Source organism: Caulobacter sp. BP25 (assembly GCF_002737755.1).
Taxonomy (GTDB): domain Bacteria; phylum Pseudomonadota; class Alphaproteobacteria; order Caulobacterales; family Caulobacteraceae; genus Caulobacter.
Map to the genome: position 1 here is coordinate 284,771 of NZ_PEGH01000018.1, position 22,186 is coordinate 306,956.

Below are 22,186 nucleotides of genomic sequence, written 5' to 3' on the forward strand. Positions count from 1 at the left end.
CCGACAGCGGTGTCAAGAAAATGGGTCATAGACAACGTTGTCGTAGTTGTGCTGTCTGACTAAGACAACGTTGTCTTAATCCATCTTCGGAAGATGACCGCGTCGGGAAAAAGGCCTCGGAACAAGGGGCCCAAGGAAACGCAAACAGGCGCCGATGGCGCCGCTGGGGATCGTGGCGTCACGACGTTCGCGTCGGCGCGCTCCGAGTCCAGGCAGGACAAAGGGAAAGAGATGCGTAGTCTCCTGTTCGCATCGGCCGCCTTGGCGGTCGTGAGCTTCCACGCGCCCGCGGCGATGGCCCAGGACGCCGGCGCCGTGAAGCTCGACGAAGTGGTCGTGACCGCTCAGCGCCGCAGTGAAAACCTGCAGAAGGCCCCGCTTACCGTGTCGGCGGTGACGGGCGACAAGCTGGAATCGCAGGGCATCAAGACGGTCGTCGACCTGTCGACCCAGGTCCCGGCGCTGCAGATCAGCTCCAGCGGCGCAGGCGCGGCGGTGGTCTTCCTGCGCGGCATCGGCAGCACCAACACCACCGAGGTCGGCGATCCGGCGGTCGCCTACCACATGGACGGCATCTATATCGCCCGCTCCACCTCGGTCGGCGCGCTATTCTACGATGTCGATCGGGTCGAGGTGCTGCGAGGCCCGCAGGGCACGCTCTACGGTCGCAACGCCACGGCGGGCGCGATCAACGTCATCACCAAACAGCCCAAGTTCGACTACGAGGGTTCGGGCTCGGTGGACGTCGGCAACTACGGCGCAATCACCACATCAGGCATGGTCAATGTGCCGGTCAGCGACACCGTCGCCGTTCGCGCCGCCTTCCAGACCGCGCGCCATGACGGCTACGTGAAGGCGCTAAACAAGGGCCCCGGCACCGGCGGTAACGACCGCTACGATCAGGACGACAAGTCCGCGCGCATCCAGCTGCTGTGGAAACCCAGCGACACCTTCTCGCTGAAGGCCGGCGCGGACTACCTGCACCAGGGCGGGGCCGGCGGCGGCGATGCGACCTATGGCACGGCCCTCGCGACCAACGATCCGTGGACCTGCAACTGCGCCACCAACCTCTATCGCAACAACAAGTTCTTCGGCGCCCACGCCCAGGCGGACCTTGATCTGAGCTTCGCCACCCTGACCTACCTGACCGGCTACAACTTCTCGCGTCTCGACCGCAGCGGCGAGAACGCCAGCACCGGCGCGCCCAACTACTTCAAGGGCAAGGACTATACCTGGTCGCATGAACTGCGCCTGGGCGGCGACACCGGCAAGCTGAAGTGGGTGGTCGGTCTCTATCGCTTCACCGAGGATAACAACGTCGACTTCCGCGTCTTCCTGGCGACGAACTCGTACCTGTCCTTCATCCAGCCGGAAGTCACCGCCAAGTCGATCGCCGCGTTCGGCCAGGGCACCTACGAGGTGACGGACCGGTTCCGGGTGACCGGCGGCCTACGCTATACTGAGGACCGCAAGGGACGCGACGGCGGCACCTTCCTGACCAACTCGGCGGGCGCCATCACCAGCACGGTCATCAAGAACCTGGCCGACGCCAAATGGGACGCCACCAACTGGAAGCTGGGCGCCGACTTCGACCTGACCAGCACCAGCATGCTCTACGCCAATGTGGCCACGGGCTATAAAGCTGGCGGCTATTACGACGGCGTCGAGAACAACGTCTACGCGCCCGAGAAGATCACCTCATACGAAGCAGGCGTGAAGAACCGCTTCTTCGACAACCGCCTGCAGTTCAACGCCACCGGCTTCCTCTACGACTACCGCGACTTCCAGGTGTCGGCCGTGGGGATCATCGCCGGCCAGCAGGCCACGGTGACGCTTAACGCTGATAAGGCTCGGGTCTACGGCGTTGAGTTCGAAAGCAATCTGGTCGTCACCGAAAACGATCGCATCGACGCCACGCTGGGCTGGCTGCACGCGCGCTACACTGACTTCGTGCTGCCGCTGGGCGACTCTTTTTCCAACAACAGCGCCAACGCCAGTCTCGCTGGCTGCTTCAAGGCCAATTACAGCGCAGCAGCTCCGCGCTCGACGGACTTCTCGGGCTGCCGCATGGCGCGAACGCCGACCTGGAGCATCAACCTGGGCTATCAGCACACCTGGGACATGGCCTCGGGCGCCACGCTCGTGGGGCGCGTCCAGTCGCACTACGAGAGCGGAAAGAACCTCGAGTATCACGGCTTCGCCCAGAATAAGCAGGGCAGCTTCACCAAGACCGACCTCAGCCTGACCTACACCAGCGCCGACGATCGGTGGAACCTGCAGGGCTATGTCCGCAATCTCGAGGACGACGACGTGCGCACCGCCTCGTCGCCCAACTCGACGACGGGCGTGGCCACCAACGGCAACGGCGAGTTCTACGCCCCGCCGCGCACCTACGGCCTGCGCCTGGGGGTCAATTTCTAGCTTCCCAATGACCCTAAGCCCTCGGCGTCTCCTGCGCGCCGAGGGCGCTTTTCTGTTTCGCGCATGGAGTTCAATGTGCCCGCCCTTCGACGTCTCCTGATCTCGACCGCCATCCTGGCCGCGACCGGCTCGGGGGCCCTGGCCGCCGCCCAGCCTGACCTCGGCGTTCGCGACGGCAAGATCATCACGGCCGAGGGCCTGCGTTTCCGCGACCTCGATCGCGACGGTCAGCTCTCGCCGTTCGAGGACTGGCGTCGGTCGCCCAACCAACGCGCCGCCGATCTCGTCGCCCGTATGACGCTCGAGGAGAAGGCCGGCGAGATGATGCACGGCACCTTGCCGGCCTTGGGCGGCATGGTCCCAGGGCGCGGCAAGGGCTACGACCTCGACAAGCTCAAACCCCTGATCCTTGAGCGCCACGTCACGACCTTCATCACCCGTCTTTCGGGCGATCCGGCCTGGCTGGCTGAGCAGAACAACGCCGTCCAGGCCATCGCCGAGCAGGGCCGCCTGGGCGTGCCGGTCACGATCAGCACCGATCCGCGCCACCACTTCCAGTTCGTGGACGGCGCTAGCGTCGCCGCCGGCGGCTTCTCGCAATGGCCCGAGGCGACGGGACTCGCGGCGATCGGCGATGAGAAGCTCGCGCGCCGCTTTGGCGATATCGCCCGCCAGGAGTATCGCGCCGTCGGCATCCATCAGGCGCTGTCGCCGATGGCCGACCTCGCCACCGAGCCGCGCTGGTCACGGATCAGCGGCACGTTCGGCGAGGATCCCGATCTCGCCGGCCGCATGGTCAAGGCCTACATCCAAGGGTTCCAAGGCGGCGACACTAACCTGGCGCCGAACGGCGTCTCGGCGGTGGTCAAGCACTGGGTCGGCTATGGCGCCTCGGTTAAAGGGTTCGACGGCCACAATAGCTATGGCCGCTACGCCGTCTTCCCCGCCGGCCAGTTCGAGCTTCACGTCAAGCCGTTCGACCAGGCCTTCGCCGCTGGTGTCGTCGGCGTGATGCCGACCTACGCGATCCTCAAGGATCTCTCCCTGAACGGCCAGCCGCTGGAGCAGGTGGGCGCCGGCTTCTCCAAGCAGCTGCTGACCGAGCAGCTGCGCGGCAAGCATGGCTTCAAGGGGATCGTCGTCTCCGACTGGGCGATCACCAACGACTGCGGAGAGACCTGCCGCAACGGCTTCCCGGCGGGCCAAAAGCCGAGCTTCGCGGGCTTCTCGACTGCCTGGGGCGTCGAGGACCTGCCCAAGGTCGACCGTTACGCCAAGGGCGTGAACGCGGGCCTCGACCAGTTCGGTGGCGTGGAGGACACGGCCGAGCTGGTGGCGGCGGTGAAGGCCGGTAAGATCCCTGAGGCCCGTATCGACGATGCGGCGCGGCGCATCCTGGCGATCAAGTTCGAGCAGGGTCTGTTTGAAAATCCCTATGTCGACCCCTCGGCTGCGGCGGCGGTGGTCGGCTCCAAGCCTTTTGTCGCCCAAGGGCGCGCGGCGCAAAGCGCGGCGCTGACGCTGCTGGAAAACAAGAATGGCCTTCTGCCGCTGAAGGCTGGCGGCAAAAAGGTCTGGCTCAAGGGCGTGTCGGCCGACGCGGCCCGCGCCCAAGGTCTGGTCCCGGTCGACAATCTGGCCCAGGCCGAGCTCGCGATCATCCGCACCGCGACGCCGTTTGAGACCCTTCACCCGAACTTCATGTTCGGCAGCTTCCAGCACGAGGGCGATCTGTCGTTCAAGGATGGCGCGGCGGACTACGAGGCGATCAAGACCGCCTCGACCAAGGTCCCGACCATCGTTTCGGTTTACCTGGATCGGCCAGCGATCTTGACCAACGTGCGCGACAAGGCCGCCGCGCTGATCGGCGACTTCGGGTCCAGCGACGAGGCGTTCCTGGATGCGCTGATGGGCGCGGCCCCACCGCGCGGCAAGCTGCCGTTCGAGCTGCCCTCGTCCATGGCCGCCGTTGAGGCCCAGGCCGAAGACGCGCCGCACGACTCCAAGGCCCCTCTGTACCAGATCCATTTCGGCCTGACCTACTAAGGACGACCGCCCATGAACCGCTCCCTGATCGCCGCCGCCAGCGTCGCGGTGCTTGCCATCGCTTCCGCCGCCCAGGCCCAGGCGCCCGCGCGGCCCTGGATGAACGCCAAGCTGTCGCCGGACGAGCGCGCGGCGTTGCTGGAAAAGGAGATGACCCTCGACGAGCGCATCGGCCTGCTGCACGGGCCGATGTCGATGCCGATCTTCGGTATCAAGAAGCCCGAGGGCGCGATCGGCTCGGCGGGCTACATTCCCGGCATCCTGCGTCTGGGCGTGCCCGCGATGAACGAGAGCGACGCCAGCCTTGGCGTAACCAACCCGCTGGGCGTGCGTCCGGGCGACGGGGCCACGGCGCTGCCGTCGGGCCTGTCGCTGGCGGCGACCTTCAACGCCACGCTGGCCTATGAAGGCGGCGCGGTCGTTGGTCGCGAGGCGCGGGCCAAGGGCTTCAACGTCCAGCTAGCCGGTGGGGTCAATCTGGCGCGCGATCCGCGCAATGGCCGCAATTTCGAGTACCTCGGCGAGGATCCGTGGCTGGCGGGCAATCTGGCCGGCGCGGCCATCAAGGGCGTCCAGGACCAGGGGATCGTCTCGACGGTCAAGCACTTCTCCCTGAACGGTCAGGAGACCAAGCGCCATTTCGCCAATTCCGTCATCGACGAGGCCGCCCACCGCGAAAGCGATCTCTTGGCCTTCCAGATCGCTATCGAGAAGGGCCAGCCCGGCTCGGTGATGTGCGCCTACAACCTAGTCAACGGCGACTATAGCTGTGGAAACGACCACCTGCTGAACACCGTGCTCAAGCGCGACTGGGGCTACAAGGGCTGGGTGATGTCCGACTGGGGCGCGGTCCATGCCACCGACTATATCGTCAAGGGCCTGGATCAGCAGTCGGGCGAGCAGCTCGACGCCAAGGTCTGGTTCGGCGAGCCGCTGAAGGCCGCTGTCGAAAAGGGCGAGGTTCCGGCCGCCCGCATCTCTGACGCCACGCGCCGCATCCTGCGCTCGATGTTCGCCGCCGGTCTGTTCGACAAGCCGGTCGAGCCGGGCGGCGCGGTGGACTACGAGGCCGGCGCCGCGATCGCCCAGGCCGCCGCCGCCGAAGGGATCGTTTTGCTCAAGAACCGCGATGGTCTGCTGCCGCTGGCCAAGAGCGCCAAGACGATTGCCGTGATCGGCGGTCACGTCGACGCCGGCGTTTTGTCGGGTGGTGGTTCGTCCCAGGTCGTACCTCCGGGCGGCGCCAAGCGCGTCGTGCCTTTGGGGGGCGAGGGCATGATGGGCCCGTTCCGCAGCCAGTACTTCAATGGCTCTTCGCCGCTGGCGGCGCTGCGCAAGGCGCTGCCCGAGGCCAAGGTGACCTTCGACGATGGCCGTTATGTCGCTTCGGCCGTGGCTGCGGCCAAGGCCGCCGACGTTGTAGTGATTTTCGGCAATCAGTGGATGGGCGAGGGCGAGGATGCGCCCGACCTGTCGCTGCCCGACGGCCAGGACGCTCTGATCGCCGCCGTGACCGCCGCCAATCCGAACGCGATCGTCGTCCTGCAGACCGGCGGTCCGGTGTCGATGCCCTGGCTCGACCAGGCCGGCGCGGTCGTCGAGGCCTGGTACGCGGGCGCGAAGGGCGGAGAGGCGATCACCGACGTGCTGCTGGGGGCGGTCAATCCGTCGGGGCGTCTGCCCGTGACCTTCCCGGCCTCGATCGACCAGTATCCGCGCGCCGAAATGCCGGGCCTGACCGTTCCGGAGAAGACCAAGTTCGACGTGGTCTATTCCGAAGGCGCGGACGTGGGCTACCGCCGCTTCGCCGCCACTGGCCAGAAGCCGCTGTTCCCGTTCGGCTATGGCCTGTCCTACACCAAGTTCGCCTATTCGAACCTGAAGGTGACTGGCGGCGAGACCCTGACCGTAAGCTTCGACGTCGCCAATGTCGGCCAGCGGGCCGGCAAGGACGCGCCTCAGGTCTATCTGACCGGCGCGGCGGGTAAGTCGCTTCAGCGGCTGATCGGCTTCGACAAGGTCGCCCTGGCGCCGGGCGAGACGCGTCGCGTCACGCTCACCGCCGATCCGCGCGTGCTGGCCCGCTTCGATGCCAAGGCCAATCGCTGGAGCTTGACGGGCGGCGACTATCAGGTCGCCGTGGGGGCCTCCTCGGCCGACCTCGCCTTGAGGGGCGCGGCCAGGGTCAAGGCGCGGACGCTAAAGCCGTAAGGGGAGGATTCCGATGACCATCCGCACCATCGCCGCCGCGATCCTGGCCATGCTCTGCGCGGGGCAGGCCCTGGCGGCCGATCCCACCGCGACCACCACCTCCGGTCCCGTTGTCGGGGAAGCGTCTTCGGGCGTCGCCGCCTTCAAGGGCGTTCCGTTCGCGGCGCCGCCGATCGGCCCGTTGCGCTGGCGCGCGCCCCAGCCGCTCAAGGCCTGGACCACGCCTCGCGACGCCAGGGCCTATGGCCCGGACTGCATGCAAAAGCCGTTCCCGGGCGACGCCGCGCCGCTGGGCGTGACGCCGGCCGAGGATTGTCTGTACGCCAATGTCTGGACGCCCGAGGCGGCGCTCAGGGACAAGGTCAAGCGGCCGGTGATGGTCTGGATCTATGGCGGCGGCTTCGTCAACGGCGGCAGCTCCCCAGCCGTCTATAGCGGCGACCGCTTCGCCCGCGACGGGGTGGTGCTAGTTAGCTTCAACTACCGTGTCGGCCGTTTCGGCTTCTTCGCCCATCCGGCCCTGACGGCGGCGGGGGCCGATGGCGGGATGCTGGGCAACTACGGCCTGATGGACCAGATCACCGCCCTGACGTGGGTGCGCGACAACATCGCCGCGTTCGGTGGCGACCCGAATAACGTCACCGTCTTCGGCGAGTCGGCAGGCGGGATGTCCGTCCACGCCCTGCTGACCGCGCCCCAGGCCAAGGGGCTGTTCCACAAGGCCATTATCCAGTCTGGCGGCGGTCGCCCGCGCCTCTTGCCGACCCTGCCGCTGACCGCCCCGGCGGGGCAGCGCTCGGCTGAGGCTTCGGGCTTGGCCTTCGCGGCCAAGGCGGGTGTTTCGGGGAGCGACGCGACGGCGCTGGAGGCTCTTCGCGCCTTGCCGGCCGAGACCGTGGTCGACGGCCTCAACATGGCGACGTCCAACACCCCGACCTGGGGCGGTGGGCCGATGCTGGACGGCAAGATCATGACCCGCGAGCCGCTGCAGGCCTACAAGGCTGGCGCCTGGACGAAGATGCCGGTGATGGTCGGGGCGACCAGCGCAGACGGCTTCTTCTTCGGCGGGAGCCGCGACCAGGTCTTCGCGCCGTTCGGCCCGCGCCGAGCCGAGGCCGAGGCGCTATACGATCCCAAGGGCGACGGCGACATCAAGGTCTATGGCTGGGCGGCTGCGGGCGACCGCATGTTCATCGAGCCCGCCCGCGCCGTGGCGCGGGTGATGTCGGGCCAGGGCGCGCCGGTCTATCAGTTCCGCTTCTCCTATGTCGCTGAGAGCATGAAGGGACAGTGGTGGGGCGCGCCGCATGCCACCGAGATTCCGTTCGTGTTCGACACCGTCGACGCTCGCTACGGCGCGGCGCTGACAGCGGCCGACGCGGCGGCGGCCCAGGCGGCTCACGCCTATTGGATCGGCTTCGCCAAGAGCGGCGCGCCTGTCGCTCCGGGCCTTCCCGCCTGGCCTCGCTACGAGGCGGCTTCCGATCAGCTTCTCGACTTCTCGGCGCAGGGCCCAAAGAGCCAGGCCGATCCGCTGAAGGCGCGTCTTGATCTCGTGGAGGCGACCACGCCATGACGATGATCGTTGTCGATGCCGAGCAGGTGCGCCGTCTGCGCGACCTGCTCCCGGCGCTCACCAAGGCGCATCTTCAGGAGACCCTGGGTATCAGCGAGACCACGTGGGTCCGCCTGCGCGATCGGCGGCCGATCCGTCAGTCCACCTACGAGCGGCTGTTGAAGCGTTCGATGGCCCGGTCCGCCTCTCCCGCGAAAACTTGACCCGCGCCTGTGGGCTTGAAGCCCAGCCGTGTCAGCCCCAGCACTCAGGATCCTCGCGCCGCAGCTGCATGAAGTCCTAGGCGACCGCATCATGCTTCAACGCGTGGGGGGGGCGTTTCAAGGCGCAGCGCCGCTATGGCCCGGAGCCGGCGCCCATGTAGCGGGCCCCAGCCTTGCTCGCATTGACCGATGCGCGTGCAAGCCCAACGTGATCATCACCCGTCGCCCGCCGGCGTGATCTAGGTCACATCCAGATTTTCCGAACCTTGTCATGCGATCGCGCTAGTCGCTCGCGATCTGGGCGGCTAAAGCCACGACATCACGACTATAGCGAGCTCCTGTATGTTCTCCACGCCGCGCGCCGATCTTGTTCCGAACACCGCCGCTTATGAAAACGAGCCACTGGTCAAGGCGACGGGGTTTCGCGAGTATGACGCGCGCTGGCTGTTTGGGCCGGAGATCAACCTTTTGGGCGTGCAGGCCCTTGGGCTGGGCCTCGGCACCTACATCCACGAGCTGGGCCAATCGAAGATCGTGGTCGGCCACGACTTCCGTTCGTACTCGTCGTCGATCAAGAACGCCCTGATCCTGGGTCTGATCAGCGCCGGCTGTGAAGTGCACGACATCGGCCTGGCGCTGTCGCCGACCGCCTATTTCGCCCAGTTCGACCTCGACATCCCCTGCGTGGCCATGGTCACCGCCAGCCACAACGAGAACGGCTGGACCGGCGTGAAGATGGGCGCCCAGAAGCCCCTGACCTTCGGCCCGGATGAAATGAGCCGCCTGAAGGACATCGTCCTGAACGCCAAGTTCGTCGAGCGCGACGGCGGCAAGCTGATCCGCGTGCAGGGGCAGGCCCAGCGCTATATCGACGACGTCGCCAAGCGCGCCAGCATCAGCCGCCCGCTGAAAGTCATCGCCGCGTGCGGCAACGGCACGGCCGGCGCCTTCGTGGTCGAGGCCTTGCAAAAGATGGGCGTGGCGCAGGTCGTGCCGATGGACACCGATCTCGACTTCAATTTCCCCAAGTACAACCCCAATCCCGAAGACGCCGAGATGCTGCACGCGATGGCTCACGCGGTGCGTGAGCATAAGGCGGACCTGGCGTTCGGCTTCGACGGCGACGGCGACCGCTGCGGCGTCGTGGACGACGAGGGCGAGGAAATCTTCGCCGACAAGATCGGCCTGATGCTGGCCCGGGATCTCGCCCCGCTGCATCCTGGCGCGACCTTCGTGGTCGACGTCAAGTCCACCGGCCTCTACGCGACCGACGAGATCCTGAAGGCGCACGGCTGCCAGGTGATCTACTGGAAGACCGGCCACAGCTACATCAAGCGCAAGAGCGCCGAGCTGGGCGCCCTGGCCGGCTTCGAGAAGAGCGGCCACTTCTTCATGAACGGCGAGCTGGGCTACGGCTACGACTGCGGCCTGACCGCCGCCGCCGCGGTCCTGGCCATGCTGGACCGCAACCCCGGCAAGAAGCTCAGCGACCTGAAGAAGGCCCTGCCGGTGGCCTTCACCTCGCTGACCATGAGCCCGCACTGCGGCGACGAGGTGAAGTACGGCGTCGTGGCCGACGTGGTGAAGGAATACGAGGACCTGTTCGCCGCCGGCGGCTCGATCCTGGGCCGCAAGATCACCGAGGTGATCACGGTTAACGGCGTGCGCGTCCACCTGGAGGACGGCTCCTGGGTCCTGGTCCGTGCCTCGTCCAACAAGCCCGAGGTCGTGGTGGTGGTCGAGAGCACCCAGTCCGAGGACGACATGCGCGCCCTCTTCCGCCAGGAGGTCAAGCCGCGCCTGGGCGACCGCGTCGGCAAGTATAACCAGGAAATCTGACGGTAGGCTGGCTCGCTGGGCGCCGGTCGTAGCTAGCGTCCAGCGAACTCCCGTCGTTCATCGACGTGTCCTGGTGACCAAGAGGGTCGTCATGGTCTTGGCTTGAGCAGTGGCGCTGGCCTCCAGCGGGATGATCGCACCCGGGGCGTAGAGATCACCGTCGATCTCGATCGCGCCTTCCAGCACCTGCACGGTCGAGGGCGCGAGGTTGATGGCCGCCCCGGCCGAGGCGCGCCGCAGTTCGACATCGAAGCCGTCCGTCGAAACCAAGGCTTCGGTTCCGTTGGCGGCCGCGCTTCTCCTCAAGGCGATCGAGCGCCCTTTGGCCTTCAGGCCGTCAACCAGCGCCTTGACGGCCTGGCTGTCCTTGCGATGACACACGAGAACCGCGTCGGGCTCGGCGACCACGAAGATGTCGCTGACGCCGATGACGCCGACATAGGGGCCTGTCGAGCGCACCAGCACATTGGAGGTTCCGCGCAGGTCGACGTCGCCGGCCTGGGCGTTGCCCTCACTGTCGCGAGCCGAGGCTTCCCAGATCGCGTCCCAGGCGCCGAGGTCAGACCAGGCGAAGGCCGCCGGCACGACGGCGGCCTTGGACGTGCGTTCCATGACCGCGTAGTCCAGGGAGATTTTCTTGGCTTGGGCGAAGGCGTTTGGCTCCAGCCGGCCGATCCCCCGCTCCAGGTCCATCCCGCTCACGCAGGCCTTGGCGGCGGCGGCCACCGAGGGTTCGAACGCCTCGAACTCGTCCAGCAGCGTAGCGGCCTTGAACGCGAAGTTGCCGCTGTTCCAGAGATAGCCTTCCAGCAGGTAGCGTTCGGCGGTGGCCTGGTCAGGTTTTTCGACGAAGGCGGCGACCTCGCGCACGGAGCCGTCCAGCAGGGGCAGGCCTGGCCGGATGTAACCGAAGCCGGTGGAGGGCACGGTCGGTTGCACGCCGAAGGTGACGATCAGGCCGCTGGCGGCCGCCTTGGCGGCGGTGACCGCCGCCTCGCCAAAGATCTCCGGCTGGGAGATGTGGTGGTCGGCGGCGAGCATCAGCACGACGCCTTCCTCATCCTTCGATTGAACATAGGCCGCCGCCGCCGCCACGGCGGGCGCGCTATCCCGCGCCTCCGGCTCAACGAGAATCGTGGTCTTGGCGCCGATCTCGGCGGTCTGTTGGGTGACGAACTCGACCATTGCCTCGCCGGTGACAATGACGACCTCGGCGACGCCGGGGATGTCCTTCACCCGCAACACGGTTTCCTGGAAGGAAGAGCGGTCGCCCACCAGCTTCAGGAACTGTTTGGGCTGGTCGCTGCGCGAAGCCGGCCACAGACGCGTGCCCGAGCCGCCGCACAGGATGACGGGATAGATCGAAGCCAAGATATGTCCCCACACTTTAGTTTTGCCCTCTGATAGAGGGTCGTTGCGAAGGTCTCTTAAAGACAAAGCAGGCGGGAACGAAGAATTTTATCCGCTTTTGCGAGCGGCGTGCAGTGATCAGCTAAAACCTGGGCTGCCGCGAGCATCGGGACGATCAGCGGCGGGCGTCGTAGCGACAGCCGACCCGAATATGTCGCACGGCTCACGCCGATCACGGGGCAATGACTGGGCGGCGCCGGTTCCTGAAAGTTCGGCGTGGATCTTAGGCCTTACGCCTACGCAGAGGCCTGTCCAGCGGAAGCAAATGAACGAAGACCGGCTGGCTTTCGATCTGGTAGACGTCCCTATCTCTGATAGCTTGGTCGGAGCTCCAAGGCCAATGTCCGTCGCCGCGTCGTGTCAAAGCGCGATGGCGTCAAAGGGCGTCTTGCGTCGCGCCAACCTTGAACCTTTTTGGAACTTCCCGACCCGCATGGTTTGGGCGGGCTCTCTTGTGAGGGATAGATGCGCGTAGCGATGATTGGCACGGGTTATGTGGGCCTGGTGTCTGGGGCGTGTTTCGCCGACTTCGGTCACGTGGTGACGTGCATCGACAAGGACCCCCGAAAGATCGAGCGGCTTGAGCGGGGCGAGATCCCGATCTTCGAGCCGGGCCTGGATGACCTGGTGGCCCGCAACGTGCGCGAGGGCCGGCTGTTCTTCACGCTCGAAGGGGCGCAGGCGATCAAGGACGCCGACGCGGTGTTCATCGCCGTGGGCACGCCCACGCGCCGCGGCGATGGCCATGCGGACCTGTCCTACGTCTACGCCGCGGCCGAAGAGATCGCCGGCCTGATCGACGGCTTCACCGTCGTGGTGACCAAGTCGACCGTGCCGGTGGGCACCGGCGACGAGGTCGAGGCGATCATCAAGAAGGTCCGCCCAGACGCCCAGTTCGCGGTCGTGTCGAACCCCGAGTTCCTGCGCGAAGGCGCGGCGATCGAGGACTTCAAGCGTCCCGACCGCGTGGTGGTGGGCACCGACGATGAGCGGGCCCAGGCGGTGATGCGCGACCTCTACCGCCCGCTGAGCCTGAACGAGACGCCGATCGTCTTCACGGGCCGTCGCACCAGCGAGCTGATCAAGTACGCGGCCAACGCCTTCCTGGCGATGAAGATCACCTTCATCAACGAGATGGCCGACCTGTGCGAGAAGGTCGGCGCCGACGTCCAGTCGGTGGCCAAGGGCATTGGCCTGGACAAGCGGATCGGATCGAAGTTCCTGAACGCGGGCCCCGGCTATGGCGGCAGCTGCTTCCCCAAGGACACGATCGCTCTCGTTAAGACCGCCCAGCAATACGGCGCGCCAACCCGGCTGATCGAGACCACGGTCGAGGTCAACACCGCCCGCAAGAAGGCCATGGCCACGAAGGTCGCCGACGCCATCGGCTCGACGGATCTCGCCGGCAAGACGATCGGCGTGCTGGGGGTGACCTTCAAGCCCAACACCGACGACATGCGCGATGCGCCCAGCCTCGACATCCTGCCGGCCCTGCAGGCCATGGGCGCCAAGGTCCAGGCCTTCGATCCGGAAGGCGCCAAGGAAGCCGCGCACATGCTGGACGGCGTCGACTTCAAGGCCGGCGCCTACGAGGCCGCCGAGGGCGCCGACGCCCTGGTCATCCTGACCGAATGGGACCAGTTCCGGGCCTTGGACCTGGACCGTCTGAAGCTGCTGCTGAAGGCTCCGGTCGTGGTCGACCTGCGCAACGTCTACAAGCCCGCCGAGATGGTCCGCCACGGTTTCACCTACGCCAGCATCGGGCGCGGCTGAGCATGAGCAAGCTTCCCATCGTCGTCACCGGCGCGGCGGGCTTCGTGGGCTACCACGTGGCCGAGCGCCTGCTTGATCGCGGCGAGGCCGTGATCGGGGTCGACGTCTTCAACGCTTATTACGATCCGGCTCTGAAAGAGGCCCGCGCCCGTCGGCTTGATTCCCGGCAGGGCTTCAAGATGCTCCGCATGGACATCGCCGACCACGAGGCCTTCGCCGAACTGGTGAAGAGCTCGGGCGCCAAGCAGGTGATCCACCTGGCGGCCCAGGCCGGCGTTCGCTACTCGATCGAGAACCCGTTCGCCTACGAGCGCAGCAATCTCGCCGGCCACCTGTCGGTGCTGGAGGCCTGCCGCCACGCCGGCGTCGAGCACCTGGTCTACGCCAGCTCCTCGAGCGTCTATGGCGACCGGCCGCTGAACGGCGAGGGGTTCAAGGAGAGTGATCCGGCCGATAGCCCGGTGTCGCTCTACGCCGCCACCAAGCGCTCGTGCGAGCTGCTGAGCCAAAGCTACGCCAAGCTCTACGGCTTCCCGCAATCGGGCCTGCGGTTCTTCACCGTCTATGGTCCGTGGGGCCGCCCGGACATGGCCTATTTCGGCTTCACCGAGAAGATGCTGAAGGGCCAGGAGATCGAGGTGTACGGCGAGGGCAAGATGGCCCGTGACTTCACCTATATCGACGACATCGTCGACGGGATCCTGGGCGTCCTCGACAACCCGCCGGCCCAGGGCGGGCACGAGGTCTACAACATCGGCGACAACGACCCTGTCGGCCTGATGGACATGATCACCACGCTGGAAACCGCGCTCGGGATCGAGGCCAAGAAGGTTTTCCGTCCCATGCAGCCGGGCGACGTGACGGCCACCTTCGCCAACATCGACAAGCTCCACGCCCTCTGCGGCTACAAGCCCAAGGTCAAGCTCGCCGAGGGTTTGGCGAAGTTCGTGGAGTGGCGGACCAGAGTCTATGCTTAGAGGCGCTTGGGCTCATGCGTTCTCTGGCGAGGGTGTAGAACGCCAGCGAACTGGACGGCAACCGCCACGTTGCTGGTCGGCGGGCGCCACGAGACTGTACGGGGCGTAGGTCCGTTGTTGGGGCGGGCGCCAATTCCCGGTCCCGACCCTGAGCGGACGGTTGGAAAACCCTACCCCCAGTGGGGGAGGAGGCCGAAGGCCGGAGGGGGAAGTCCTGCCGAGCCGGCTTCTTCCCCCTCCGTCAGCTTCGCCGACACCTCCCCCGCTGGGGGGAGGATTTGGTCCGCCTACCACCCACATGAGTGGTTCGCGCCGGCCGCCCACGCTCACTCGCCGACGGCGCCCTGGAGCGCGCCAGCGTCGGTCGAGACCATCGCCGAGGACATCGAATTCCGCAGTGGCGATACTGCGCTGAGCGGGACACTCTATCTGCCGAAGGGGGCCCGCGCCGCGGCGGCGGTCGTTGTCACCCATGGTGCGTCCTCGCCGCTTCGCAGCTCCCCGCTCTACTGGCATCTGCTTGAGATGCTGCCGCCCCTGGGAACCGCCGTCTTCGTCTATGATCGTCGCGGCTCTGGTCGCTCGGGCGGGGATCTGAAGACCAGCGACTACGCCATGCTGGCCGATGATGCGATCGCGGCGCTGCGGCGGGTCAAGACGGACCCCCGCATCGACGCTCGTCGGGTGGGCCTGTGGGGCCTGAGCCAAGGTGGCTGGGTATCGCTCCTGGCGGCTGCGCGCGCGCCGGTTGAGCCCGCGTTCGTGGTCTCTGTCTCCGCTCCCGTGGTGACAGCTGACGTCCAGATGAACTTCTTCTCCGCCAATGCCTTGCGCGTGAATGGATACCCTCAATCAGAGATCGACGAGATGCTCGCGGCGCGGAAGGCTGTGGACGACTACATGCGCGGGACCGGCGACCGCGCGGACGCTCAGCGCAGGGTCGACGCGATTAAGACGCGCCCATGGTTCAACCTCATCTACATGAGGAAGACGGTCGGCCCGCGGGAGACATCACGCTGGCGCAAGGAGATCGAGAATGATCCGCTGAAGAGCCTCGAGGGCGGGAAGGTCCCGACGCTGATGCTCTTCGGCGCCGCCGATCCCGGCGTGCCTGTCGCGGCCTCTATCGCAAGCCTCCGAGAGAGGCAGGCGCAATTGTCGAACGTGGAGGCGGCGGTCGTCGCCCGGGCCGATCACAGCATGCAACTGTCGGTGTCCCCGAAGGACCAGATGGATCCCGCCCGAGCCGACGACGGCGCACCCGAGTCCCCGGAGTATTTCGGGCGTCTCGCTGCGTGGCTGACCAAGCAGGGCATAACGCGCGGCAGATAGTGGAACGGCTGAGCCGTTCGCCACAGCGCCTTCCGACTGCCCTGCGCCATTCTGCGACGTTCGGCGCCATACGCGCGGCCGGCAAGCGAGCCTGGAGCTGACGTCCCGGTTCTAAGCGTGAAGTCCAAGGCGCCGCGCTCCAGCGTAGTGCGGTTAGGGCGTCACCTCATCCTGACCTGTGACCTGCTCTCGAGACTCCGGCCGCCGCTGGGTGAAAGTGCAGGAGCAGGTCAGCTATGCTGGACTACAAGGGGCTCGCGGAAACGGCGCGGCGGCGGCGCTTGGCCCACAGGAAGACGCCTGTCAGACAAAGTCCCGCTGTCGCCAGCCCCGCGACCGCGACGATAATCCTGCCAGGCAGGTCGAGGATCTTCCCCGAATGCAGCGGGTACTGCCAGGCGAAGAAGGCGTCGCCGGGGCCTTCGCCGTTGTCGTGGCGCTGGCCCACGACCCGGCCGTTGGCCATGTCGACATAGGTCCAAAGCCGTCCCATGCCATCGAGGTCGCGCGCGTCGAAGCTGCGGACACCATAGACGCCTTGCCGGGGCAGCAGCACCAAGCTGTCGGCGCTCGACTGGGTCGCCGCCGCGACCTTGGCCAGAGCCTGGTCGGCGCTGATAGGGTTGGCGGGCGCGGGCCTTTGAGGCATCGACACGTGCAGGCGTTCGGACACTGGCGCCGCCCATCGCGCCACCCAGCGGGTCTCCTCGTGCCAAGTCAGGGTCAGGCCCGTCAGCGCCAAGGTGAAGGTTGCGGGATAGAGCCACAGACCACTGGCCCGATGCAGGTCGAACAGCCAGCGGAGGCTGAAGCCCCGACCCTTGATCAGGAACGCCTCGCGCCACCGCGCCCGGTTGGGAAACGACAGAAGCAGCGCCGCCAGATGGTCCAGTATCCAAAGCAGCGCCAGAAGCCCCAATAGCCAGGCCGCCATTTCACCCAAGAGCAGCTCGACATGCAGGCCGTAGATCGTGTCCATCAGGTGGCGGCGGTCCAAGGCCAGGACGCCCATCTGGCGCCAGCCCAACACCGTGCGTCCCTCGGCGTCGATGAAGGCTTGGGCCGGGACATCCTCGCCGTCTCGCGCCATGGAACCGATCATGGTGATCGTGTGGCCAGCCTGCTCTGGCAAGTCGACCATGCGCGGCGAAAAGCCCGGCAGGGCGGCGGCGACCGTGATCAGCGCCGCATCCACCGGGATAGACGGCGCCGGGCCGGCCACGGCCACGCCCCGCCAGTCCGGGTTTAGGGCGCGGTCCAGTTCGTCATAGAAGGCGATCACCGAGCCAGTCAGGGCCAGGAGCAGCAGCCACAGCGCTGCTCCCAACCCGAACCAGCGGTGCCAGGTCCTTAGGGCCGGGCGCCACCGCAGGAGATTGGCCATCAGTAGCGGAAGGCTGCTGTCAGGCGGATGTCGCGGCCTGGCTCATAGACCCCGGCGATGCCTTCCCAGCCCGGAATATGGTTGTAGTCAGCGACGCTGGAGTGGGCGCGATAGCGAGTGTCGAACAGGTTGTAGACCCCGGCCAGCAACGTCACCCGATCATTGCCGAATGGCTTCCAGCTTCCGACGACGTCCACGACGGTGTAGCCGGGCTTGTCGACATACTGGGTCTTGCCGATCCAGCCTATGGCCACGCCGCGCTGCAGGACCTCAATGTTGTTGAGGTCAGCATAGCGCGTGAGGCTGGCCTCAAAGCGTAGCTTGGATGAAGGCTCGTAACCGGCCGTTAGGTTCCAGTTGTCGCCCACGGAGTTGCCAAGGCCGATGTGCTCATAGCCCTCGATCGTGTCGCCATTCAGCGTGGATTCGTAGTGATTGTAGTAAGCGTCCACCGAGAACGGGCCGGAGCTGTAGCCGGCGCGCAGCTCGACGCCCTGAGCTTTGAAGCGGCCGACGTTCTCGTAATAGACGGCGTCTTGTGGTGGAGCGCCCGATCCTAGCTGGTCGAAGATCACGTCGTCGATCGTCATCGAGTAGTAGACCGCCGACGCGCGGAACGGGCCCCGGTCCCAGGTTAGACCCAACTCGTAGTTCCCGACGGTCTCGGGCTTCAGCGTCGGCGATAGCGAGATCCGCCCAGGGCGCTTTTCCAGGGTGAAGGCGTCTCCGATCTCCTTGCCGCGGAAGGCTTCCGCATAGCTGGCGCTGAACGTCAGGTCCTGGCCAAGTTCGTATTCCAGACCGGCGTTGAAGCTGACGCCGTCGCTCTTGGTCCCGTTGGCGTAGGTGATCTGCGTCATGTCATAGGCGTCGTAGCGCACGCCATAGCTCAACAGCAGCGGGCCGCCGACCCGCCAATGGTCCTGGGCGTAGACGCCAAAGACGTCGCCCTTTTCTTCGAAGCGCCCCACCGTCGGGCTCCAGGCCCACCGACCCCAGACCGTCGGCGCCGCCAGATACTGGCTGTGGATTCGATCAGAGCGGTATTCTGTCCCGACAGCCACATCGTGGTCGCCACGCTGCATCCTGCCACGCACGTCGAAGCCGGCGCTGCGGATCGCCGCGCCATAAAGGCCCCAGCGATCATAGCGGTCCTGGGTGAAGCGCGAGCGGGTCCAGTAGCCGGTGGCCTCCAGATCCACGCCCTCGGCCAGGGTCACGCCATAGTTGGCGACGGCGGTCTGGCGCTTGCCTTCAGCGGGAAACAGGCGGTCGCCCGCCAGCACCGGCCAGTTCGGGCGCTGGCCGAAAGCGGCCTTCTCCTCGCGGTGCTCATAGCTGAGCGAAAAGCGATGGCCGCCGCCCAGGTCGCCGCCCAGCTTGGCATAGGCGAGGTTCTGTTCGGCCGAAGTGCCGCGCAACCTTTGACCGCCCCCGTCCTTCATGTCGTCTCTGTCGACACGCACCAGAGAGCCGACAAAGCCGACGTCGCCGAACAGCCGACCATAGACCGTGCCGGACAGCTTGTGGCCGTCGTTGCTGAAATAGCCGGCCTTGGCCAGGGCGCCGAAGCGTTGACCAGGACGCAGCAGGTCATCGGCGTCCTTGGTGCGGAAGCGGATCGCCCCGCCGATAGCCCCAAAGCCCGCCGTGGCCTCGCCCGCGCCGGCCTGGACCTCGACGGCGTCCAGCAGTTCCGGCTCGATCGAGACGCGGCCGATGTGGTGGAAAAGGGTCCCGCGTTGCGGCGCACCGTCGACGGTGACGTTCAGCAGAGAGTCTTCCAGGCCGCGCACATAGACCTTCTGGGCGATGCTAACCGCGCCGCCGACCGTCACCGACGGCGTCTGGCGAAAGAGATCGGCCAGGGAGTTGGCTTGGCGCAGTTCAATCGTGGCCGCGCCAATTTCCACGTCGGTTAGCGCGCCGACGATGATGACGGAATCGGTGAGCGTGGGGGCGTCATCGACGGATGGCGCGGTGCGGATCGGCGCGGATGGCGCGGCGGGCGAAGCGCGGACCAAGCGATAGCCGCCGCGACCATCGGCCAGGGCCCGCAGGCCGCTATCGGCCAATAGCCGGTCAAGGGCCTGCAAGGTCTCGTACTGGCCCGACAGGCCGCCAGTGCTGCGTCCGCGCACCAGGGCTGGATCGACGGTGACCACCACCCCGGCCTGACGCCCTAGGCGGGCGATCGCCGCGCCCAGCGGGCCGGCTGGCACGTCGAAGCGCGCCGTCGCGTCGGCCTTTGCGTGGGCGGTGGTGGTCGTGGCCGCGCCGGCCAGCGACAACAGCGCGGCCATGGCGGCGCCCGACAGCGCCTTGATCCGGATCTGGCTCATGAAATCCCCTAAAAATGAACTCGTCGGGAAAGGGGACGGATGAACCTTTGAAAAGGGGACAGGGCCGGGCGAAGAAAATTGCGATCAGTTCGACAGTCGGATCTCGCCCGTCGTCGAGCGGGTCAGGCGCAGGCCCGTCGACAGGGCGATAGCCTCGACGGCGCGATCGGTGTCGGTCAGCGGATAGCTACCGGTCAGACGGACCTTGGCGCCGGCGCGCGGGTCGTAGCGGACGGGGCGGGCGCGGTAGCGGTTTAGCTCTTCAAGCACCTCGGCCATTGGCCGGTCGTCGACCTCCAGCCAGCCCTTGGTCCAGGCGATGGCGGCTGCGGGGCTGACCGGCGTCAGGCGGACCGCTGCGTCGGTCGTCACGCGAGCGCGCTGCCCGGCCGTCAGATCCAGGCAGGCCCCGCGCGTGCGGGGGCAGACACGGACCTTGGACTCGATCACCGTCACTAGGGTTTGGGTCGCATCGCTGCGCACGAGGAAGGCGGTGCCTAGGGCGGTCGCCTGGCCTTGGCGCGAACGCACCACGAAGGGGCGCGAGCGGTCGGGCGCGACAGTGGCCAGAACCTGTCCCTCAAATAGCGTAACCGTGCGACGGCGGGCGTTCAGATCGACATCCAGCTTGCTGGCGGTATCCAGAACGAGGGTTGAGCCATCGGCCAGGGCCAATGATTGCTGCTGGCCAGCAAGCGTTCCGTGGTCCGGCGTCAGGGCGCGAAGGGTCAGGTTCTGCGACGCCATCCAGCCGAGTAACACCGCAGCGCCTAGGCTCACCGTCATGACGGCAAGACGATTACGGTTCAGGTCGCGCTGCTTGATTGCGCGCTTGAGGGCGTCGCGTTCGATTGACCCCAGTTGCTCAAAGCGCGCCGAGACGCCGCGCATCCGCTCAAAAGCCAGGCGATGGCTCGGATGTTCGGCGCACCAAGTCTCGCAGGCTTGGCGCTGGCGCAAAGTGGCCTTCTCGGAATCCAGTTGCGCGGCCCAGCGTGCGGCTTGGGCGATCGTGCGCGCGTCAGGCCGCGCCAGTGCGGTCATGCCAGCGCATCCGGATAGGCCAGAACGTAGATGTGGGCCAGCGCCTGAGCCATGTGGCGCTTGACCGTCCGTTCCGAGATGCGCAGGGCCCGCGCGACCTCGTCATGGGTCAGGCCGTCCAGTCGCCGCATCAGGAACGTGCGCCGCGTCGTTTCCGGCAGACCCGCCAGCAAACCCAGGACCGCATTCAGCAGCTCGATGGCCTGAGCGATGCGTTCTGGCGTCACGGTGTCGACCAAGTCTTCATGGGCCAAGGCGTCGAGATAGGCGCGCTCGACCTCGCGGCGGCGGATGTCGTCGATCAGCAGGCGGCGGGCGATGGTCGCCAGGTAGCGGCGAGGTTCGGCCGGCGTAGCTGTCGGTCGAGCCTCCAGCAAACGGCGAAAGGTGTCATGGGCCAGGTCGCTGGCGCGGTCGCCGCAACGGGTGCGACCCCGCAGCCAGCTGCGCAGCCAGCGGCCATGGTCAGCGTAAAGCCCTTCGATATCCAAGGTCGCCGCCGGTTCGGCCATATGCGCTCCAGAGCAAGTCGCAAGCACTGAGCGGCCCGGCTCACGAGGCAACTATCGTAAATGAGAATCGTTATCAATGCCGTTATGGCTCGACGACGTCAGCGCTTGGGAGAGCGCGTCCCGGGCAGAAGCAGGTTCACCCATCGGTGGCTTTGCGGACTGAAAACCTGAGGCGCCCTGCGCGCGAAGATGGGCGGTTCAGTCGATTTCTTCCCAGTGCGAGGGTAGCGCCCCATGTACGCGAGCGAACGCAGCGGCGAACTTACTAGGATTGGCGTAGCCGACGGCCATGGCGGTGTTGGTCACTGAATGGCCACAGCGAAGGTAGTCCAAGGCCAGCTCCATCCGGCGACGAGTCAGGTAGGCGAATGGGGCTAGACCCGTCGCGGCGCGGAAAGCGCGCGTGAAGGTCGAGGGGTCCATCCCAAGGACACGCGCCATTTCGCCGACGCTGAAGTCTGTCGCCAGCCGCGATTCAAGGAGGTCGACGACGCGCGACAGCTGCGCCTTGGAGAGCGGAGCGATCTTGCGCGCCGGCTTGATGGGGGCGGCCAAGGTCTGGGCTAGCCGCGTCAGGATCAGGTTCAGACCATGGTCGAAGAAGGCGCTGGAGAGACCATGCGCTTCGGCGTCGCGCCACATCGCCGTCATCACGGCCGAGAGCAGGGGATCGCGATGGAGCTGAGAGGCCGCCGCGACCAGGGCCTCGGCCTTGACATCCATGGCCCCGCGCGCGTTCAGAGCGTCCAGATCGACCGCTACGCCCAGCATCCGCGCGCTGGGCCAGCAGCCTCGCGCCGCGTCATCGGGTAGGGCCAGGCCGATCGTTCCGGGGCGAAGCATGCCCTCGACCTGGGCGCGGGCGCCCACCCGGCGCAGATGGCCCGTGCGACCGAGGCACATGTTGAGCATCAGGTAGGAGTGGGGTTGGAACTCCCCCTCGAAGGCCTTGAAGTCAGCGATGGCGAGCCGCACGGCTCCGCCGGGCTCGGATCTGACCAGACTGGGGGAGGCGCCAATCCGGCGCATCCCCGTCCGATAGGCTTCAACCTGTGTCTCGGCGGCCGCCGCCATCACTCCACCCCAACTTCCCAGAACGGATCATCCGCCCAGGTT

At 66.6% G+C, this 22,186-nt stretch carries 15 protein-coding genes and 1 pseudogene; 10 read left to right on the forward strand and 6 right to left on the reverse strand.

The window, feature by feature from the left end; genetic code table 11:
* Positions 1–231 precede the first annotated feature (231 nt).
* From CSW59_RS15195 to CSW59_RS15220, 6 genes are all read left to right on the forward strand, one after another.
* Complete coding sequence (locus tag CSW59_RS15195; RefSeq protein ID WP_099444830.1) at positions 232–2,421, forward strand: TonB-dependent receptor; 2,190 nt, start codon at positions 232–234, stop codon at positions 2,419–2,421.
* A gap of 75 nt (positions 2,422–2,496) precedes the next feature.
* Complete coding sequence (locus CSW59_RS15200; protein WP_236632236.1) at positions 2,497–4,467, forward strand: glycoside hydrolase family 3 protein; 1,971 nt, start codon at positions 2,497–2,499, stop codon at positions 4,465–4,467.
* Between the two features lie 12 nt (positions 4,468–4,479).
* Positions 4,480–6,678 carry a beta-glucosidase gene (locus CSW59_RS15205; protein ID WP_099444832.1) on the forward strand — a complete coding sequence of 733 codons (2,199 nt, stop codon included), beginning with the start codon at positions 4,480–4,482 and terminating at the stop codon, positions 6,676–6,678.
* A gap of 13 nt (positions 6,679–6,691) precedes the next feature.
* Positions 6,692–8,254, forward strand: coding sequence for a carboxylesterase/lipase family protein (locus CSW59_RS15210; RefSeq protein ID WP_099444833.1), 1,563 nt, complete (start codon positions 6,692–6,694; stop codon positions 8,252–8,254).
* Complete coding sequence (locus CSW59_RS15215; protein ID WP_099444834.1) at positions 8,251–8,457, forward strand: hypothetical protein; 207 nt, start codon at positions 8,251–8,253, stop codon at positions 8,455–8,457. The genes CSW59_RS15210 and CSW59_RS15215 overlap by 4 nt, the downstream gene beginning before the upstream one ends.
* Before the next feature lie 342 nt (positions 8,458–8,799).
* Positions 8,800–10,296 (forward strand): phosphomannomutase/phosphoglucomutase, encoded by a 1,497-nt coding sequence (locus CSW59_RS15220; protein WP_099444835.1) that lies wholly within the window; start codon positions 8,800–8,802, stop codon positions 10,294–10,296.
* A 57-nt stretch (positions 10,297–10,353) separates the two neighbouring features.
* Here CSW59_RS15220 and CSW59_RS15225 read toward each other — a convergent pair whose 3' ends face one another.
* Positions 10,354–11,667: a mannose-1-phosphate guanylyltransferase gene (locus tag CSW59_RS15225; protein WP_099444836.1), complete on the reverse strand. Its 1,314-nt coding sequence runs from the start codon at positions 11,665–11,667 to the stop codon at positions 10,354–10,356.
* A 504-nt stretch (positions 11,668–12,171) separates the two neighbouring features.
* On the opposite strand from CSW59_RS15225, the gene CSW59_RS15230 reads away from it, so the two are divergent.
* The 4 genes and pseudogenes from CSW59_RS15230 to CSW59_RS15240 all read left to right on the forward strand — a co-directional run bounded on the left by CSW59_RS15230 (position 12,172) and on the right by CSW59_RS15240 (position 15,788).
* On the forward strand, positions 12,172–13,479 hold the full coding sequence (locus CSW59_RS15230; RefSeq protein WP_099444837.1) for a UDP-glucose/GDP-mannose dehydrogenase family protein: 1,308 nt from the start codon (positions 12,172–12,174) through the stop codon (positions 13,477–13,479).
* Positions 13,480–13,481: 2 nt separating this feature from the next.
* Positions 13,482–14,456, forward strand: coding sequence for an NAD-dependent epimerase/dehydratase family protein (locus CSW59_RS15235; RefSeq protein WP_099444838.1), 975 nt, complete (start codon positions 13,482–13,484; stop codon positions 14,454–14,456).
* Positions 14,457–14,588: 132 nt separating this feature from the next.
* Positions 14,589–14,740: pseudogene (locus tag CSW59_RS21455) on the forward strand (hypothetical protein); the annotation flags it as partial.
* A 145-nt stretch (positions 14,741–14,885) separates the two neighbouring features.
* Positions 14,886–15,788 carry a S9 family peptidase gene (locus tag CSW59_RS15240; RefSeq protein ID WP_236632252.1) on the forward strand — a complete coding sequence of 301 codons (903 nt, stop codon included), beginning with the start codon at positions 14,886–14,888 and terminating at the stop codon, positions 15,786–15,788.
* Positions 15,789–16,032: 244 nt separating this feature from the next.
* Here the strand turns inward: CSW59_RS15240 and CSW59_RS15245 are convergent, their stop codons facing one another.
* From CSW59_RS15245 to CSW59_RS15265, 5 genes are all read right to left on the reverse strand, one after another.
* Entirely contained in the window at positions 16,033–17,172 is a 1,140-nt protein-coding gene (locus CSW59_RS15245) for a PepSY domain-containing protein (RefSeq protein ID WP_099444840.1), read from the reverse strand.
* The gene (locus CSW59_RS15250; RefSeq protein ID WP_099444841.1) at positions 17,172–19,514 is read right to left on the reverse strand and encodes a TonB-dependent receptor; all 2,343 of its coding nucleotides are present in this window, start codon (positions 19,512–19,514) and stop codon (positions 17,172–17,174) included. The genes CSW59_RS15245 and CSW59_RS15250 overlap by 1 nt, the downstream gene beginning before the upstream one ends.
* A gap of 84 nt (positions 19,515–19,598) precedes the next feature.
* Positions 19,599–20,558, reverse strand: a complete 960-nt coding sequence (locus CSW59_RS15255; RefSeq protein WP_099444842.1) for a FecR domain-containing protein — start codon at positions 20,556–20,558, stop codon at positions 19,599–19,601.
* Positions 20,555–21,070 carry a sigma-70 family RNA polymerase sigma factor gene (locus CSW59_RS15260; RefSeq protein ID WP_099444843.1) on the reverse strand — a complete coding sequence of 172 codons (516 nt, stop codon included), beginning with the start codon at positions 21,068–21,070 and terminating at the stop codon, positions 20,555–20,557. Before CSW59_RS15260 ends, CSW59_RS15255 begins: the two co-directional genes overlap by 4 nt.
* Before the next feature lie 198 nt (positions 21,071–21,268).
* A complete protein-coding gene (locus tag CSW59_RS15265; RefSeq protein WP_161495059.1) occupies positions 21,269–22,045 on the reverse strand; it encodes an AraC family transcriptional regulator in 777 nt (258 codons plus the stop codon).
* Between the last annotated feature and the right edge of the window lie 141 nt (positions 22,046–22,186).

Coding starts and splice junctions, on each gene's coding strand:
- CSW59_RS15210 (WP_099444833.1), top strand. CDS start 6,692: ATGACCATCCGCACCATCGCCGCCGCGATCCTGGCCATGCTCTGCGCG.
- CSW59_RS15220 (WP_099444835.1), top strand. CDS start 8,800: ATGTTCTCCACGCCGCGCGCCGATCTTGTTCCGAACACCGCCGCTTAT.
- CSW59_RS15255 (WP_099444842.1), bottom strand. CDS start 20,558: ATGACCGCACTGGCGCGGCCTGACGCGCGCACGATCGCCCAAGCCGCA.
- CSW59_RS15195 (WP_099444830.1), top strand. CDS start 232: ATGCGTAGTCTCCTGTTCGCATCGGCCGCCTTGGCGGTCGTGAGCTTC.
- CSW59_RS15245 (WP_099444840.1), bottom strand. CDS start 17,172: ATGGCCAATCTCCTGCGGTGGCGCCCGGCCCTAAGGACCTGGCACCGC.
- CSW59_RS15260 (WP_099444843.1), bottom strand. CDS start 21,070: ATGGCCGAACCGGCGGCGACCTTGGATATCGAAGGGCTTTACGCTGAC.
- CSW59_RS15230 (WP_099444837.1), top strand. CDS start 12,172: ATGCGCGTAGCGATGATTGGCACGGGTTATGTGGGCCTGGTGTCTGGG.
- CSW59_RS15215 (WP_099444834.1), top strand. CDS start 8,251: ATGACGATGATCGTTGTCGATGCCGAGCAGGTGCGCCGTCTGCGCGAC.
- CSW59_RS15250 (WP_099444841.1), bottom strand. CDS start 19,514: ATGAGCCAGATCCGGATCAAGGCGCTGTCGGGCGCCGCCATGGCCGCG.
- CSW59_RS15235 (WP_099444838.1), top strand. CDS start 13,482: ATGAGCAAGCTTCCCATCGTCGTCACCGGCGCGGCGGGCTTCGTGGGC.
- CSW59_RS15205 (WP_099444832.1), top strand. CDS start 4,480: ATGAACCGCTCCCTGATCGCCGCCGCCAGCGTCGCGGTGCTTGCCATC.